The sequence below is a fragment of the Pseudomonas sp. Pse79 genome, from assembly GCF_024519615.1.
GTDB classification, from domain to species: domain Bacteria; phylum Pseudomonadota; class Gammaproteobacteria; order Pseudomonadales; family Pseudomonadaceae; genus Aquipseudomonas; species Aquipseudomonas veronii.
This window is the reverse complement of sequence record NZ_JALJRR010000002.1, coordinates 19,320-36,250: the sequence shown is the minus strand read 5'-3', so window position 1 is coordinate 36,250 and position 16,931 is coordinate 19,320. Positions and strand designations below refer to the sequence as shown.

Here is a 16,931-nt window from a genome sequence, read left to right as displayed (position 1 = left end):
AAGCGGAGGACAGCAGATGCGGATCAGTCTAGGCCAAGAGGCGGGCACTAGGCCAGACATGCTGTCGGGCCTGGTGCAGGGTGGGCTTCAGTCCGCGACGGGCGGCGGCTGGATCGCAAGCTGGTCGGCCAGGCGCACGAATGCGGCCAGGTCCAGTTGTTCCGGGCGCAGGCTGCCGTCGACGCCAGCGGCTTCGATCTCGGCGTTGCTCAACAGCGCTTTGAGCGTATTGCGCAGGGTCTTGCGGCGCTGGTTGAAGGCTTCGCGCACGACGCGCTCCAACAGTTTGTGATCCTTGGCCGGGTGCGGCAGCACGGCGTGAGGCACCAGGCGCACGATGGCCGAATCGACCTTTGGCGGCGGGTTGAACGCGCCCGGGCCAACATTGAACAGGTGTTCGACGCGGCAGTGGTACTGAACCATGATCGACAGGCGGCCCCAATCGCCGCCGCCAGGGCCGGCGGCCAAGCGCTCAACCACTTCTTTCTGCAGCATGAAGTGCATGTCGCGGATGATCCCTGCGTTGTTCAGCAGGTGGAAGATCAGCGGCGTGGAGATGTTGTACGGCAGGTTACCCACCACCCGCAGGCTGTTGGGCGCGGCATTGAGGCTGGTGAAGTCGAACTTCAGCGCATCGCCCTGGTGCAGGATGAAGTTGGACTTGCCGCCAAACTGCTGATTGAGGATCGGGATCAGGTCTTTATCGAGCTCAACCACATCCAGTTGCGCGCCGCTGGCCAGCAGGCCTTGGGTCAGTGCGCCCTGGCCCGGGCCGATTTCCAGCAGACGGTCTTCGGGCTTGGCATGGATGGAGCGCAGGATGCGGTCGATCACGCCAGCGTCGTGCAGGAAGTTTTGCCCGAAGCGCTTGCGCGCCCGGTGTTGGTAATGCTCGGTCATATACGGGTCTCGGCCATCTGATAGGCGGTTTCCAGGGCCACGCGCAGGCTGCCGGTATCGATCTTGCCGCTGCCCGCCAGGTCCAGGGCGGTGCCATGGTCGACGGAAGTGCGGATGATCGGCAGGCCCAGCGTCACGTTGACTGCGGCGCCGAAGCCTTTGTATTTCAGCACGGGCAGCCCCTGGTCATGGTACATCGCCAGCACTGCGTCGCAGTGCTCCAGATATTTGGGGGTAAACAGAGTGTCCGCGGGCAATGGGCCGCGCAGGTCCATGCCGTCTTGGCGCAGACGCTCCAGGGTGGGTTCGATGATGTCGATTTCTTCATGGCCCAGGTGGCCGCCCTCACCGGCGTGGGGGTTGAGCCCGCAGACCAGGATGCGCGGTTGGGCGATGCCGAATTTCTGTTGCAGGTCGGCATGCAGGATGCGCGTGACGCGCTCCAGGCGTTCGACGGTGATGGCATCGGCGACGTCGCGCAACGGCAAATGCGTGGTCACCAGGGCGACGCGCAGGCCATGTGTGGCCAGCATCATCACGACTTGGGGGGTGTGGGTCAGTTCGGCGAGGAATTCGGTATGGCCGGAAAAGGCGATGCCGGATTCGTTGATCACACCCTTGTGTACGGGGGCGGTGATCATGCCGGCGAAGTCGCCGTCGATACACCCTTGCCCTGCACGGGTCAGGGTTTGCAGCACAAAGGCCGCATTGGCCTTGTCCAGTTGCCCGGCGACCACCTTGGCCTGCAGCGGGGTATCCCATACATACAGGCTGCCCGCAGGAGCCGGCAGGTCGGGCCAGTTACCCGGCGCAACGTCCAGCAGCTTGACGGCCACGCCCAGTTGCGCGGCCCGCTCAAGGAGCAGGTCGCGGCTGGTAATGGCGATCAGGGGGTGTGGCTGGGGCTGCGAGGCGAGCAGCAGGCACAGGTCTGGACCAATGCCGGCCGGCTCGCCGGGTGTCACCGCGAAACGCTGGGGTTTCACTGGTTTGCCTGGTTGGTGCCTGTTTGCTCGGCGCCTGGCAGTTTGTTTTCTACGTAGGCTTCGTCACGGATCTGACGCAGCCAGGTTTGCAGCTCTTCATCGTACTTACGGTTGCGCAGGACGGTCAGGGCTTGCTGTTCGCGGGCCTGGCTGGTGTTGTCGGTGGCGCGGCGGCCAAGGACTTCCAGTACATGCCAGCCATATTGCGTCTTGAACGGTTTGGACAGTACGCCTTGCGGGGTCTTGGCCATCACTTCCTGGAACTCCGGCACCAATGCTTTCGGGTCGATCCAGTTGAGGTCGCCACCGTTGAGGGCTGAACCTGGGTCTTCCGAGAAGCTTTTGGCCAGGGTGGCAAAGTCTTCGCCGCTTTCGATGCGGTCATAGATCTTCTGGGCCAGTTCCTTGGTTTGCGCTTCGGTGCGGATTTCGCTTGGTTTAACCAGGATGTGACGAACGTGGACTTCGTCTTTCAGCGAGGTCTCGCCGCCGCGACGTTCCAGCAACTTGAGGATGATGAAACCGCCTGGGGTGCGGGCGGGCTGGGTAATGCCTCCCACTTCCATGGCACTCAGCTCACGGTCGAACGGCGGTGGCAATTGAGCGGCTTTACGCCAGCCCATATCGCCGCCTTCCAGGGCGTTGTCGCTGCCGGATTGGGCGATTGCCATCTGGGCGAAATCGGCACCGGCCTTCAGGCGATCATAGATAGCCTGGGTTTTGGCGGCGGCTGCATTGAGCTGCTCAGAGTTGGCGCTGTCCGGGGTCGGGATCAGGATGTTGGCCAGGTGCAGTTCTTCGGAGAGCTGCATCTTGCCCAGGTCCGATGCGAGGAAGTTCTTCACTTCCTGCTCGGACACCTGAACCCGCTCGGCCACACGACGCTGACGCACACGGCTGATGATCATTTCGCGGCGGATCTGGTCACGCGCGTCCTCATAGGACAGGCCGTCGTGGGCCAGGGCGGCGCGGAACTGATCGATGCTCATGTTGTTGCGTTGCGCGATCGTGCCGACAGCCTGGTTCAGTTCTTCGTCCGAAATACGGATGCCGGAACGATCGCCGATCTGCAATTGCAGGTTTTCGACGATCAGGCGCTCCAGCACCTGTTGGTCCAGGACGCTGGTCGGCGGCACACCACCGCCACGCTTGGCGATGGTTTGCTGAACTTCCTTGACCCGTTGGTCCAGTTGGCTCTGCATGATCACGTCGTTATCGACGATGGCCACGACCTTATCCAGCTGTTGAACCGCGGCATGCGCCGATGCGGTACCCAGGAACAGCGCGCCCAGCACGAGCGGGCGCAGACAATCAGAAAGCTTGATCTTCACGTTCACGATAACCTTGAATGCCTTTGTCGAGGAAGCTCTCTACCTTGGCGCCGGTCAGGCCGCCGAGTCCTTTGAGGACGATCTGGAAGAAGAGCCCGTGGTCACCCTTTTCGTTAAGCGGGGCGATCTGGCTGTATTCGTCGTTGGAAACCCAGTAACGGTTGATGACGCGCAGTTTCCAGCAGCAGTTGTCGTACTCGAAACCACCGAAGGCTTCCAGGGTACGGTTGCGGGCGTAGTCGTACTGCCAGCGGGTAATCATGTTCCACTGGGGAATGATCGGCCACATCATCGAGAAGTCGTGTTGTTGGATTTTGTAGTAATCCTTCACGAAGTTTGGTTGGCCTTCCGTGCCGTAGTCGCCACCAAACTGCCATTTGCCGGTCAGCTGGTTGTAGACCACTTGGTCGTTGCGATAGCGATAACCGAGGTTGACGATCTTGTTCGGGTTGTCTTCCGGCTGGTAGTGGAACATCGCGCTGCCGGAACGTGGGGCGTGGCTTTCCGTGTCCCAGTTGTAATCGGCAGTGGCGCGCCAGTCGCGGTTGAAGCGGAACTCGTAGTCCAGCGCGATCGGCGAAACGTCGCTCTGGGCGTCGGCGCGGTCGGCTGCCAGGATGCCGGGCAGTTGAACTTCGCGGTCCTTGAAGTACAGGGCCTGGCCGACGCTGACGCGTTGGCGTTCGAAGCCGTTCTCTTCGATCCAGCGGCTGGTGAGGCCCAGGGACAGCTTGTTCTCATCGCCGATCCGGTCGGTGCCGCTGAAGCGGTTGTCACGGAACAGCGAGGCGTAGCTGAACGAGTATTCGCTGGTGTCGAAAACCGGGATGTCGCTCTGGTCTTTATTCGGAACATAAAGGTAGAACGCGCGCGGCTCGAGGGTTTGGCGATAGTCTTTGCCGAACCAGTTGGTGTTGCGGTCGAAGTACAGGCCACTGTCGACGCTGGCGATTGGCACAGTGCGATCTTGCGAGCTCTTGAACGTCTGACCGGCTGCAGCCATTTGCGTCTTGCCCGTACCGTCAAGGTCGAGATCGTACTTGGTATAGACGTACTTCAACTTCGGCGTAATAAAGCCGTAGGTCCAGTTCATCGGGTAGTCGACGGCGGGGGCCGCGTTCAAGCGCGTACCGTCTGCACGGGTCAGGCCTGTGACGTAGGTGTCCAGACGAGGCGATACAAGGCCATTCTCATCAGTAAACGTGCCGTTTTCCAGGCTACGCTCAAAACGAACAGCTTCAGTCTCGTATGTGAAGTTCAACCCACCCGGATGGTACGGCAGCGCACCATTGAAAGTGATCTGCGGCAAGCGATCATACGGCGTGATCTGAGAGATCGTTGCCAGCTGATAAGCCTGGACGTTCACGCGCGCTTGGTAAGAATCGCCTCGATAAGTCACAGAACCTTGCTGATTCAGGTAATCCCGACTCTGAACCCCCTCTTCATACGACTTCAAATCCTGGAAGTAGTAAGGATCACTGATCTTGGTGTAATCCACCTGAGTCGTCAGGCGCGAATCCAACCCGCCCTTATGCTGCCAATTGAGCATATAACGGGTTTTTTCGTAATCGGTCTGCTTGCTGCGTTCGTTGCTGTCGTCGTTCAGGTACGCGCCGCCGAACTGGCCTTCGCTGGATTTGGTGAGGTAGCGGAATTCGCCTTCCATCAACAAGCCGCGCTTGGTCATGTATTGCGGGTACAACGTGGCGTCGTAGTTCGGTGCCAGGTTGAAGTAGTACGGCGTCACCAGCGTAAAGCCAGTCTCGCTGCCGGTGCTGAAGCTCGGCGGCAGGAAGCCGGATTGACGACGGTTGTCGATCGGGAAATAGATGTAAGGGGTATACAGGATCGGGATGTTCTTGATCCGCAACGTCGCGTTGGTGGCCGTACCGAAACCGGTGGCCGGGTTCAACGTGATGTTGTTGCCCTTGAGCTGCCAGGCGTTGCTGTCTGGCTCGCAGGTGGTGTACGTACCGTCCTTGAGACGGATGATCGCGTTTTCGGCGCGCTTGGCGTACAGCGCGTTACCGCGGATGCGTGACTTGTGCATCACGTATTCGGCGTTGTCGATCTGTGCCGCGCCGGTATCGAGCTGGACCTGGGCGTGGTCGCCGACGATCAGCGCGCCGTTGTCGCGCAGGCGGACGTTGCCGTTCAGCTCGCCACGGTTCTCGGCCTGGTACAGGCTGGCTTCTTCAGACTCCAGCTGCATGCTGCCCTGGCGCATGACGACGTCACCGGCCAGGGTCGCGACCTGCTGTTCCTGCTCGTAACGCGAGGCCTTGGCGCCGATGAAGGTCGGCGCATCGCTCTGGTTCGTCTTGTCGTTCATGCCAGGACGAATCGGCTCGATGTACGCGCCGGAGCAATAAGGACCGGTTTCCGCCAGTTGGGCGGCGGTCAGCTTCTCGCGAGGCACCCAGTCCAAGTGGCTGTAGTCGGCGCTGCGCGAACGCAGGCCACGGCCCTTGGATTCGGTGACCAGCATGGTCTTCGGCTCGGCCTCGGTGCCGCCTTCAGCGTTGGCTTGCGCCGTGCCGTTGGCCGAGCTGACGGCTGCACCGTCATGCACCGGGCGTGGTGGCAATGGGGCGGCGGCGGTTTTCGGCGCGCAATCCCAGGCACCCGAAGCAGAGACTGAGCAGTCATACTGTTCCGCGGCGACCACGAATGAGGTGGCGAAAGGTTGCATGGCCAGCAGACTGCCGGTTACCAGCAACGGAAATTTTCTACGAAACGCGGGGGATTTCAATGCCATCTTATTAGTCCGGGCTTCCTGCGTGCCATCTGCCCGCGGTGTGGGCCGCACGCCTCTCGATGGTCTGAAAAAGATGCGTGATAATAAAGCATGACCCGCTTGACGGCTAGCGCCGTCGGAGACCCTTGTAATGCCCGAGCAAGATCTACGTTTACAACAGCTGAAAGTCTGGCTGGATGAGCAGTTGCCGATCCTCTTCAACGCTCAGGATTGGGGCGCCGTACCCCCGGCCACATTGACCGCGGCCAGTAGCGACGCGAGTTTCAGGCGCTACTTCCGCTGGGAAGGCGGGGCGCATACTTTCGTGGTGATGGACGCTCCACCCCCCCAGGAAAACTGCAAACCTTTCGTCGATATCGCCGATTTACTGGCGAAATCGGCAATCAATGTGCCAAAAATTTATGCAGAAGATTTGCCGCGCGGCTTTCTTTTGCTCAACGACCTGGGCAGAAAAACCTACCTGGACGTGATTGACGAGCAAAATGCCGATCAATTGTTCGCCGATGCCATCGACGCCTTGCTGGCTTTCCAGCAGTTGCCGATGGACGCGCCGCTGCCCAGCTATGACGTCGCTTTACTGCGCCGCGAGCTGGAACTCTTCCCCGAATGGTACGTGCGCCGACACCTGGGGATCGAATTCGACGCGCACCAGCAGGCGCTCTGGCAGCGTGTCAGCGAGCGCCTGATCGACAGCGCCCTGGCCCAGCCGAAAGTGCTGGTACACCGCGACTACATGCCGCGCAACCTGATGATCAGCGCACCGAACCCCGGCGTGCTGGATTTCCAGGACGCGGTCTACGGCCCGGTGACCTACGACATCACCTGCCTGTTCAAGGACGCGTTCCTCAGTTGGCCCCAGGCCCGCGTGCGCGAATGGCAGCGCGGTTATTGGCAGCGCGCCGCAGCTCTGGGCATCCCGGTGCAGGCGGATTTCGACGACTTCCTGCGCGCCAGCGACCTGATGGGCGTGCAGCGTCACCTCAAGGTGATCGGTATCTTCGCGCGTATCTGCCACCGCGACGGCAAACCACGCTACCTAGCCGACGTGCCGCGCTTCTTTGCCTATATAGACGCGGTACTGGCGGACCGTCCGGAGTTGGGCGAACTGGCTGAGCTGCTGGCCAGCCTGCGCCAACCCGCCGAGGCGAGCGTATGAAGGCGATGATCCTGGCGGCCGGCAAAGGCGAGCGGATGCGCCCGCTCACCTTGCACACGCCCAAGCCGCTGGTGCAGGCGGGCGGCAAGCGCCTGATCGAGTATCACCTGGAGGCGCTGGCCAGGGCCGGTTTCACCGATGTCGTGATCAACCATGCCTGGCTCGGCCAGCAGATTGAAAACTACCTGGGCGACGGTGCGCAGTTTGGCCTGCGCATCCGCTACTCCCCCGAGGGCGAACCGTTGGAAACCGGCGGCGGGATTTTCCAGGCGCTGCCGTTGCTGGGGGATGAGCCCTTTCTGGTGGTCAATGGCGATATCTGGACCGATTACGACTTCGCCCAACTCCAGCGCCCGCTCCAGGGCCTGGCCCACTTGGTGATGGTCGATAACCCGGCGCATCACCCCTCGGGCGGGGATTTCCACCTGGATCATGGTGTGCTTCATGATGCGGCGCCCGGTGCCGATAACCTGACCTTCAGTGGCATATCAGTGCTCGACCCCAAGTTGTTCGCGGGTTGCAGCACCGGTGCCTTCAAGCTGGCGCCGCTGTTGCGCGCGGCCATGGCGCAAGGTCAAGTAACGGGAGAACACATGACGGGACGCTGGATCGATGTCGGCACGCTGGAGCGCCTGGCGCAAGTCGAAACCCTGCTGACAGCGGGGCGCTAAGATGTTGTGGCCTGGGACGCTGATCGGCGCCGGGGCTGGCTTTGCCATTGCCAGTATTCCGGGGGCCTTGTTGGGAGCCTTGCTCGGGCAGGCGCTGGATCGCCGCCTGCAACTGCACAGCTGGGCACAGTTGCGTGAGCGCCTGGGCGGGCGCCCGGCGTTGCGCAATGACGAACTGTTGTTTGTGCTGCTGGGCCGCCTGGCCAAAAGCAATGGCCGCGTGGCGGACGGGCATATCCAGCAGGCACGCCAGGAAATGCGCGCGCTGGACATGACCGAACCGGCCCAGCGTCGGGCGATTGCGGCGTTCAATCGCGGTAAATCCGGCTCTGACCGGGTGCGCGCCTACCTGCGCGTCCTCAAGTCCCAGCCCCATGCGTCAGAAGGCGTGTTGCGCGCCTGTTGGCGCATGGCCTGGGCGGATGGCCGCGCGGATGATGCCGAGCGCGACTTGATCAACTTGTGGGGCAAGTGGTTGGGCTGGACGCCGCAACAGCTTCAGGCGCTGGCCGCCGATTACGCGCCGGAGCGCAAGCCGGTGGCCAGCCGTGGCGCCGCGTATCAGGAGGCGTTGCGGATTCTGGGGGTGACCAGCACCACCGAGCCCTCGGCGATCAAGCGCGCCTACCGCCGCCTGCTCAGCCGCCACCATCCAGACAAGATCGCCGGTAGCGGCGCCAGCCCCGCGCAAGTGCGTGAGGCCACCGAGCGAACCCGCGAACTGCATAACGCCTATACGTTGATTCGCGAGCGGCGGGATTTCCGCTAGTCATCCCATTTGGGCGCGGGCGCTCAGCTGTCTTTTGGCTCTGGGCTCAACCACCCGCGCACCCGCCGATACAACTGCTCCTGCTCGGCCGAACTGTTGCCGGGCACGGTCTTGAGCGACACCTGCTTGTAGCCGCCATTCTTCAAGCGTTTGGCGGCTTGGGCGCGCTCCCGTGCGGTGTTCCGGTCCTGGGCGACGTCCTGGTAGAAGACATCCGCCGTGGGGACTTTCAAGCCCGGGGCGAGTTGTTGCAGGTCCGGTTGGCGACCCACGGGGGCCTTGCCCGCCACCATCACCAGCTTCTGCACCTGGCTCGGTTGTTTCTCGCTCAAGTACCGCGCGGCCCACCAGGCGCCGCTGCCATGGCCAAGCAGCACCACGCTGCGGGCGCCTTGTGTCTGGGCGAAAGCGACGGCGGCATCGATGCGCTCGAAGATACGCTTGGCATCGGTCTTGTCCTGTTCGTCCGCGCCCGGCACCACGGCCGGGTCGGTGCCTTCGGCTTCCGCGCTGGCGGCTTGCTCGATCGGTTTGGCGGCGGTGCTGCCGTCTTTGCTGCTGGTGTCGACGGCCGCGTTGGGCGCTTCGATCACCCGTGGTGGCAAGGTGTCCAGGTTCACGTCCGGCAGTGACAGACTGAGGGTGCCCCAGCCGGCATCCGGCAATTTACGCCGCAATGGTGCAATTGCTTGCGGCCAGTCAGCATTTTCACCCGCGCCAGGTACGATAATTACCACGCCTTCGGCTTCGGCGCTGTTGGCCGGTTTCCACAGGGCCAGGAATGAATCGCTGCCGGCCTGCAGCTGTTGCTGTTCTTCGCGTGGGATCTGGCGTTCGAGGGCGCTGGCTTCTTCCCGGCTCCGCTCCGGCAGGGGCTGGCGTTCGAGCGGTTTTTCCGCAACCGGCGCAGGCGCGTCGGCGGCCTGGGCAGAAAAGACGGCGGTAAAGAGGAGTGACAGGCACAATGCTGGCAGTGCCGAACGGTTTCGATAGGGCATCGTTAATTCCCGGCCAGAAGTGATTCCAGCAGCCTAATGGGTTGGTCAGTATTTGTCAGTGATGTGAGACGTGGATCATGGGTTTTCGCTGTCTGCTGGTTATCGGCTGTATGTGCTTTGCCTTGATGGCGGGGGCTGCGCCCGTGCCTGTCGCTGCGCAAGCGCAGCTCTCTGTGCCGCAACGCGAATGGCTGGCGCAACACCCGGAGTTGCGGGTGGGGCTGGTCTTGCAGGCGCCGTATGCGCAATACGACCGGCGCCTGCAGCGTTTGTCGGGGGCCAATGTCGAGTTGATGCAATGGCTGGCCAAGGCCCTGAACATCGAGCTGACGTGGCGCAATTTCCCCACTCAGGAGCAACTGGAAGCCGCCCTGCGCGACGGCGAGGTGGACATCGCCCCCGGCCTGCAGCAAACCCCGGCCGGTTTGCGCCTGTGGTTGTTCACCGACCCGTACATGCGCGTGCCCCAGCGTATCGTCGGTGTGCGTGAGGGCGGCGGTGCGGTGGAATTGGAAAAACTCGACGAACATTCCCGCGTCGCCGTGCGTATGCCCAGCGCCGTGGCCGATTACCTGCGCAGCACCTATCCCGGTCTCAACCTGCAAGGCGTGCCCATGGAGCGCCAGGCCTTGCAGTTGCTGGTCAGTCAGCAGGCGCGTTACGCCGTGGTGGATGAGGCGCAACTGAGCCGCTTGTCGGGCGAGCCTGAGTTCTCCGGGCTGGCGGTGGTCGGCGATATCGGCCTGCCGCAGTTGCTGCGGGTGGCGACCCGCCGCGACTGGCCGGAACTGTCCGGCATCATGGAAAGCGCGTTGCGCGCCATCCCCGCCCGCGATCTGGACCAATTGCACAACCGCTGGCTGCAACCCAAATACCCGCGTCTGTCCGAGTCTCCCGGCCTGTGGCAAAACCTCAGCCTGCTGCTGGGGTTGCTGCTGCTCGCCAGCCTGGCGGTGGTGTTCTGGCAGCGTCGCCAGCAACGAGTGCTGGAGCACAAGCTGCTCGCCGCTCGCGAAGAAAGCGCCGCACGCGCCGCCGGTGCCGAAGCGCTGCGCCTGACGCAGTTTTCCATCGATCAAAGTACCGTCGGCATCCTCTGGGTCAATTGGGACAGCCATGTGCGCTACGCCAACCTGGCGGCGGAAACCATGCTCGGTTATGGCCCCGGCGCGCTGATCGAGCGTCCGCTGGCCGATTTCGACCCGAGCCTGAGCATGGACCGTTGGCTGAACCTGTGGAAACGCGCGCGTGCCAGCGAAGAGGGCCCACAGCATTTCGCCGCCGACTGCCTGCGCGCAGACGGCAGCATCCTGCCGGCCGAGGTGTCGTTGAGCTTTCTGCGGTTTGCCGATGGCGAATACCTGGTGGTCTACCTCAATGACGTCACTGAGCGTCGCCGTTATGTGGCTGCGTTGCTGCAAAGCGAAGCGCAGTTGCGCGAACTGTCGGCACACCTGGAAACCGTGCGTGAAGAAGAAAAGGCGCGCATCGCCCGCGAAGTACACGACGAACTCGGGCAAATGCTCACCGTACTCAAGCTGGAAACCTCCATGTGCGAGCTGGCCTATGCGCAACTGGACCCTGGCCTGAACGAGCGCTTGAACAGCATGAAACGCCTGATCGCCCAACTGTTTCAATTGGTGCGCGACGTGGCTACGGCGTTGCGCCCGCCGATTCTCGACGCCGGGATCGCCTCGGCCATCGAGTGGCAGGCGCGGCGCTTCGAAGCGCGCACGCAGATTCCCTGCCTGGTGCAAGTCCCGGATAACCTGCCGGCCTTGAGCGATGCCAAGGCCATCGGCCTGTTCCGTATCCTGCAGGAGGCGCTGACCAATGTGATGCGCCATGCCCAGGCGCATACTGTCGAGCTGACCCTGGCGGTGGAGGGCAAGCAACTGCGGCTGACCATCAGCGACGACGGCGTCGGTTTCATCGAGGCCAAGGGCCGCCCGGTGTCGTTCGGCCTGGTCGGCATGCGTGAGCGCGTGCTGATCATGGGCGGGCAGTTGAACCTGGACAGCCAGCCGGGGGAGGGCACCACCCTGAGTGTGACGGTGCCATTGGATGCATAACAATAAGAGGAAACCCCTGTGATCCGTGTACTGGTAGCCGAAGACCACACCATCGTGCGTGAAGGCATCAAGCAATTGATCGGCCTGGCCAAAGACTTGCTGGTGGTGGGCGAGGCGGGCAATGGCGAGCAGTTGCTGGAGACCTTGCGCCATGTGCCTTGCGAGGTGGTGTTGCTGGATATCTCGATGCCTGGCGTCAACGGCCTGGAAGCCATCGCGCGGATTCGTGCGCTGAGCAATCCGCCGGCGATCCTGGTGCTGTCGATGCACGATGAAGCGCAGATGGCCGCGCGGGCCTTGAAGGTAGGCGCGGCCGGTTATGCCACCAAGGACAGCGACCCGGCCCTGCTCTTGATGGCGATTCGCAAGGTCGCGGCCGGCGGGCGCTATATCGACCCGGACCTGGCCGATCGCATGGTCTTCGAGGTCGGCCTGACCGATTCGCGACCTTTGCATTCGCTGCTGTCGGAACGCGAGTTCTCGGTGTTCGAACGCCTGGCCCAAGGCGCCAACGTCAACGACATCGCCCAGCAACTGGCGTTGAGCAGCAAGACCATCAGCACCCATAAGGCACGCCTGATGCAAAAGCTCAATATCACCTCCCTGGCCGAACTGGTGAAGTACGCCATGGAGCACAAACTGCTCTGACAACATGCCTGTTTGCGACCTCCTTCAGAGCGCCATTTGCCCGTTCTCGGCGCTTGCAGGCTGGCGCTCATAGCGGCGCTGTTCTATCCCCGCCATCGCTGTAGGGCGTTCCCTACCCCCAACCTTCCATCCGGCTGATGTGATTCTCTCCTGGCCCCCGATTTCCGGGGCCCCGCCCCTGGACTACGCTTGTGCCACAGCAGTCCAAAATACAAAGGTGCGGGTATGAGCGAGGCGGATTCAAATGATGTGCTGGTCAGCTTTCGTGGCGTGCAGAAGAGCTACGACGGCGAGAACCTGATCGTCAAAGACCTCAACCTGGAGATTCGCAAGGGCGAGTTCCTCACCCTGCTAGGGCCGTCGGGTTCGGGTAAGACCACCAGCCTGATGATGCTGGCCGGCTTCGAAACGCCGACTGCCGGCGAAATCCAGCTGGCCGGACGCGCCATCAACAACGTGCCGCCGCACAAGCGCGATATCGGCATGGTGTTCCAGAACTACGCTTTGTTCCCGCACATGACCGTGGCCGAGAACCTGGCGTTTCCCCTGTCGGTGCGAGGGTTGAGCAAGACCGATATCAGCGAGCGGGTCAAGCGCGTGCTGAGCATGGTCCAGCTCGACGCCTTCGCCCAACGCTACCCGGCGCAACTCTCCGGCGGCCAGCAACAGCGTGTGGCGTTGGCCCGGGCGCTGGTGTTCGAACCGCAGCTGGTGCTGATGGACGAACCCCTCGGCGCCCTCGACAAGCAATTGCGCGAACACATGCAGATGGAGATCAAGCACCTGCACCAACGCCTCGGCGTGACCGTGGTGTATGTGACCCACGACCAGGGCGAAGCTTTGACCATGTCCGACCGGGTGGCCGTGTTCCATCAGGGCGAGATCCAGCAGATTGCGGCGCCACGTACCCTGTACGAAGAGCCGAAAAATACCTTCGTCGCCAACTTCATCGGCGAAAACAACCGCCTCAACGGTCGCCTGCACAGCCACACCGGCGACCGCTGCGTGGTGGAACTGGCGCGCGGCGAGAAAGTCGAGGCGCTGGCGGTGAACGTCGGCCAGGTCGGCGGCCCGGTGACCTTGTCGGTGCGGCCTGAGCGCGTCAGCCTCAATGGCTCCAGCGAACGTTGCGTGAACCGCTTCTCTGGGCGAGTAGCGGAATTTGTCTACCTGGGCGACCACGTGCGCGTGCGCCTGGAAGTCTGCGGCATGACTGATTTTTTTGTGAAACAACCGATCGCCGAGCTGGACCCGGCACTGGCGGTCGGCGACGTGGTACCGATTGGCTGGCAAGTCGAGCACGTTCGCGCACTCGACCCACTTCTAGAGGCGAAATAATCGCCCCCATGGCTTCACCAACCCTGCACGTGGAGAGAACAACAATGTTGAGATCCCTTAAGTATTCCGCACTGGCGATCGGCTTGATCGGCGCGACCCAGGCCATGGCCGGCCCGGATCTGACGGTCGTGTCCTTTGGTGGCGCGAACAAGGCCGCACAGGTCAAGGCTTTCTATGCACCGTGGGAAAGTGCAGGCAACGGCAAAATCATCGCCGGCGAGTACAACGGTGAGATGGCCAAGATCAAGGCCATGGTCGACACCAAGAGCGTGTCCTGGGACCTGGTGGAAGTGGAATCGCCGGAACTGTCCCGTGGTTGCGACGAAGACATGTTCGAGCCGCTGGACCCGAAACTGTTCGGCAACAGCGCTGACTACGTCAAAGGCGCGATCCAGCCATGCGGCGTGGGCTTCTTCGTGTGGTCGACCGTACTCGCCTACAACGCTGACAAGCTGAGCAGCGCGCCGACCAGTTGGGCGGATTTCTGGGACACCAAGAAATTCCCTGGCAAGCGCGGCCTGCGCAAGGGTGCCAAATACACCCTCGAATTCGCGTTGATGGCTGACGGCGTGGCGCCGAAGGATGTGTACAAAGTGCTGGCCGGCAAAGACGGCCAGGACCGTGCGTTCAAAAAGCTCGACGAACTCAAGCCGTCGATCCAGTGGTGGGAAGCCGGCGCGCAACCGCCGCAGTACCTCGCCTCGGGTGACGTAGTGATGAGCTCGGCCTACAACGGTCGCATCGCTGCCGTACAGAAAGAGAGCAACCTGAAAGTGGTCTGGAACGGTGGCATCTACGACTTCGACGCGTGGGCTATTCCAAAAGGCCTGGCCAAGGATCGCGCAGAAGCGGCGAAGAAGTTCATCGCCTTCTCGGTGCAGCCGCAGCAGCAGAAGATCTACTCGGAAAACATCGCCTACGGCCCGGCCAACACCCAAGCCGTACCGTTGCTGGCCAAGGACGTGCTCAAAGACATGCCGACCACGCCTGAGAACATTGCCAACCAGGTGCAGATCGATGTGAGCTTCTGGGCGGATAACGGCGAGCAACTTGAGCAGCGCTTCAATTCCTGGGCTGCCAAGTAACTCCATGTGGGAGGGGGCTTGCCCCCTCTCACAGGGGATCTGCTGCGTTTGGCAGAGTGCATTCATTTTCAAGTTTCGGAGTTAGCCATGGCCATCGCCGTTCCCTCGACCGAGGTCAACAGCCCCACCCTCAAGCAGCGCCTGGCGCGTGCCGAGCGGCTTAATCGCTGGAAGGCGCAGGCCTTGATTGCGCCGCTGGTGCTGTTTTTGCTGCTGGTGTTCCTGGTGCCGATCGTTGCGCTGTTGTACAAAAGTGTCGGCAACCCGGAAGTCGTGGGCGGCCTGCCGCGCACGGTGGTGGCGGTGAAGACCTGGGACGGTCGCGGCTTGCCTGGCGAGCCGGTGTACCAGGCGCTCAGCGAAGACCTTGGCGAAGCGCGCAAGAACCAGACCCTCGGCGATCTGTCGAAACGCTTGAACATGGAACTGGCCGGCTATCGCAGCCTGCTGACCAAAACCGCGCGGGCGCTGCCGTTTACCGAAGCGCCGGCCTCTTATAAAGAAGCGTTGGAAACCCTCGACGAACGCTGGGGCGACCCGGCGTACTGGCAGGCGATCCGGCGCAATACCAGCAGCCTGACGCCGTACTATCTGCTGGCGGCCGTCGATCACCGCATCGACGACCTCGGCGAAGTGGCCCCGGCCACGCCGGACCAGGCGATCTACCTGGACATCTTCGCCCGCACCTTCTGGATGGGCCTGGTGATCACTTTTGTCTGCCTGCTGTTGGCCTATCCGCTGGCCTACCTGCTGGCGAACCTGCCGGCACGGCAAAGCAACCTGCTGATGATTCTGGTGCTGCTGCCGTTCTGGACCTCGATCCTGGTGCGCGTGGCGGCGTGGATCGTGCTGCTGCAGTCCGGTGGCCTGATCAACAGCGCGCTGATGGGCATGGGCCTGATCGATAAGCCGCTGGAGCTGGTGTTCAACCGCACCGGGGTCTACATCTCCATGGTGCATATCCTGCTGCCGTTCATGATTCTGCCGATCTACAGCGTGATGAAAGGCATCTCGCCGACCTACATGCGCGCCGCGATTTCCCTGGGCTGTCACCCATTCGCCAGCTTCTGGCGCGTGTACTTCCCGCAAACCTACGCCGGTGTGGGCGCAGGCTGCCTGCTGGTGTTCATCCTGGCGATTGGTTACTACATCACCCCGGCCTTGCTGGGCAGCCCGAACGACCAGATGGTCAGCTACTTCGTGGCCTTCTACACCAACACCAGCATCAACTGGGGCATGGCGACCGCGTTGGGCGGCTTGCTGCTGCTGGCCACCGTGCTGCTGTACCTGATCTACAACCGGCTGGTGGGCGCCAGCCGCCTGCGCCTGAGCTAAGGAGACCTTGCGATGCTGAGCCCTTATATGTCGCCCGTGGAGCGGGTGTGGTTCTACAGCTTGCGGATCCTCTGCGGCTTGATCCTGCTGTTCCTGATTCTGCCTGTGCTGGTGATCATCCCGCTGTCGTTCAACAGCGGCAGCTTCCTGGTGTACCCGCTGCAAGGCTTCTCGCTGCACTGGTACCAGGACTTTTTCGCCTCGGCCGAATGGATGCGGGCGCTGAAGAACAGCGTCATCGTCGCCCCGGCGGCCACCGTGCTGGCCATGGTGTTCGGCACGTTGGCGGCGATCGGCCTGACCCGTGGGCATTTCCCCGGCAAGGCGCTGGTGATGGCCCTGGTGATTTCGCCGATGGTGGTGCCGGTGGTGATCATCGGCGTGGCCAGTTACCTGTTCTTCGCGCCGCTGGGGCTGGGTAACAGTTTCTTCTCGCTGATCGTGGTCCACGCCGTGTTGGGCGTGCCGTTTGTGATCATCACGGTGTCCGCGACCTTGCAGGGTTTCAACCATAACCTGGTGCGGGCAGCGGCCAGCCTGGGGGCATCGCCGTTGACCGCGTTTCGCCGGGTGACCTTGCCGCTGATCGCGCCGGGGGTGATTTCCGGGGCGCTGTTCGCGTTTGCCACCTCGTTCGACGAAGTGGTGGTGACGCTGTTCCTCGCCGGCCCCGAGCAAGCGACCCTGCCGCGCCAGATGTTCAGCGGTATCCGCGAAAACCTCAGCCCGACGATTGCCGCCGCGGCGACCTTGCTGATTGCTTTCTCGGTGTTGCTGCTGCTGACCCTGGAATGGCTGCGCGGCCGTAGCGAGAAGTTGCGCACCGCCCAGGTCTAAATGTGGGAGGGGGCAAGCCGCCTCCCACAATCGGCTCTGTGACCATT

General features: G+C 62.4%; 14 protein-coding genes. 9 read left to right on the top strand and 5 right to left on the bottom strand.

Annotation, left to right across the window (positions count from 1 at the left end; all coding sequences use genetic code 11):
* Positions 1–87: 87 nt before the first annotated feature.
* From rsmA to NR164_RS03305, 4 genes are read right to left on the bottom strand one after another with little or no spacing between them, the layout of a single operon-like run.
* Positions 88–900: a 16S rRNA (adenine(1518)-N(6)/adenine(1519)-N(6))-dimethyltransferase RsmA gene (gene rsmA, locus NR164_RS03320; RefSeq protein ID WP_017847810.1), complete on the bottom strand. Its 813-nt coding sequence runs from the start codon at positions 898–900 to the stop codon at positions 88–90.
* Complete coding sequence (pdxA, locus tag NR164_RS03315) at positions 897–1,886, bottom strand: 4-hydroxythreonine-4-phosphate dehydrogenase PdxA (RefSeq protein ID WP_017847809.1); 990 nt, start codon at positions 1,884–1,886, stop codon at positions 897–899. Before pdxA ends, rsmA begins: the two co-directional genes overlap by 4 nt.
* Positions 1,883–3,223: a peptidylprolyl isomerase gene (locus tag NR164_RS03310; protein ID WP_026140134.1), complete on the bottom strand. Its 1,341-nt coding sequence runs from the start codon at positions 3,221–3,223 to the stop codon at positions 1,883–1,885. Before NR164_RS03310 ends, pdxA begins: the two co-directional genes overlap by 4 nt.
* Complete coding sequence (locus tag NR164_RS03305) at positions 3,198–5,975, bottom strand: LPS-assembly protein LptD (protein WP_256822294.1); 2,778 nt, start codon at positions 5,973–5,975, stop codon at positions 3,198–3,200. The genes NR164_RS03310 and NR164_RS03305 overlap by 26 nt, the downstream gene beginning before the upstream one ends.
* 130 nt (positions 5,976–6,105) lie before the next feature.
* Here NR164_RS03305 and NR164_RS03300 point away from each other — a divergent pair, with 130 nt between their 5' ends.
* Genes NR164_RS03300 through NR164_RS03290 form a run of 3 tightly spaced genes read left to right on the top strand, consistent with a single transcriptional unit; the run spans position 6,106 to position 8,571 of the window.
* Complete coding sequence (locus NR164_RS03300) at positions 6,106–7,131, top strand: aminoglycoside phosphotransferase family protein (protein WP_177029579.1); 1,026 nt, start codon at positions 6,106–6,108, stop codon at positions 7,129–7,131.
* The gene (murU, locus tag NR164_RS03295) at positions 7,128–7,802 is read left to right on the top strand and encodes an N-acetylmuramate alpha-1-phosphate uridylyltransferase MurU (protein WP_046381861.1); all 675 of its coding nucleotides are present in this window, start codon (positions 7,128–7,130) and stop codon (positions 7,800–7,802) included. Before NR164_RS03300 ends, murU begins: the two co-directional genes overlap by 4 nt.
* Before the next feature lies 1 nt (position 7,803).
* The gene (locus tag NR164_RS03290) at positions 7,804–8,571 is read left to right on the top strand and encodes a TerB family tellurite resistance protein (RefSeq protein WP_017847804.1); all 768 of its coding nucleotides are present in this window, start codon (positions 7,804–7,806) and stop codon (positions 8,569–8,571) included.
* 23 nt (positions 8,572–8,594) lie between these two features.
* Here the strand turns inward: NR164_RS03290 and NR164_RS03285 are convergent, their stop codons facing one another.
* On the bottom strand, positions 8,595–9,569 hold the full coding sequence (locus NR164_RS03285) for an alpha/beta hydrolase family protein (protein WP_256822293.1): 975 nt from the start codon (positions 9,567–9,569) through the stop codon (positions 8,595–8,597).
* A gap of 77 nt (positions 9,570–9,646) precedes the next feature.
* On the opposite strand from NR164_RS03285, the gene NR164_RS03280 reads away from it, so the two are divergent.
* The 6 genes from NR164_RS03280 (at position 9,647) to NR164_RS03255 (ending at position 16,884) form a co-directional block, all read left to right on the top strand.
* Positions 9,647–11,641: a histidine kinase gene (locus NR164_RS03280; protein WP_046381863.1), complete on the top strand. Its 1,995-nt coding sequence runs from the start codon at positions 9,647–9,649 to the stop codon at positions 11,639–11,641.
* 18 nt (positions 11,642–11,659) lie between these two features.
* Complete coding sequence (locus NR164_RS03275; RefSeq protein WP_017847801.1) at positions 11,660–12,289, top strand: response regulator transcription factor; 630 nt, start codon at positions 11,660–11,662, stop codon at positions 12,287–12,289.
* A gap of 225 nt (positions 12,290–12,514) precedes the next feature.
* The gene (locus NR164_RS03270; protein ID WP_017847800.1) at positions 12,515–13,627 is read left to right on the top strand and encodes an ABC transporter ATP-binding protein; all 1,113 of its coding nucleotides are present in this window, start codon (positions 12,515–12,517) and stop codon (positions 13,625–13,627) included.
* A gap of 44 nt (positions 13,628–13,671) precedes the next feature.
* Complete coding sequence (locus tag NR164_RS03265) at positions 13,672–14,712, top strand: ABC transporter substrate-binding protein (RefSeq protein ID WP_046381865.1); 1,041 nt, start codon at positions 13,672–13,674, stop codon at positions 14,710–14,712.
* Between the two features lie 87 nt (positions 14,713–14,799).
* Positions 14,800–16,047: an ABC transporter permease gene (locus tag NR164_RS03260; protein ID WP_046381866.1), complete on the top strand. Its 1,248-nt coding sequence runs from the start codon at positions 14,800–14,802 to the stop codon at positions 16,045–16,047.
* A 12-nt stretch (positions 16,048–16,059) separates the two neighbouring features.
* Positions 16,060–16,884, top strand: coding sequence for an ABC transporter permease (locus NR164_RS03255; RefSeq protein ID WP_017847797.1), 825 nt, complete (start codon positions 16,060–16,062; stop codon positions 16,882–16,884).
* Positions 16,885–16,931: the final 47 nt, after the last annotated feature.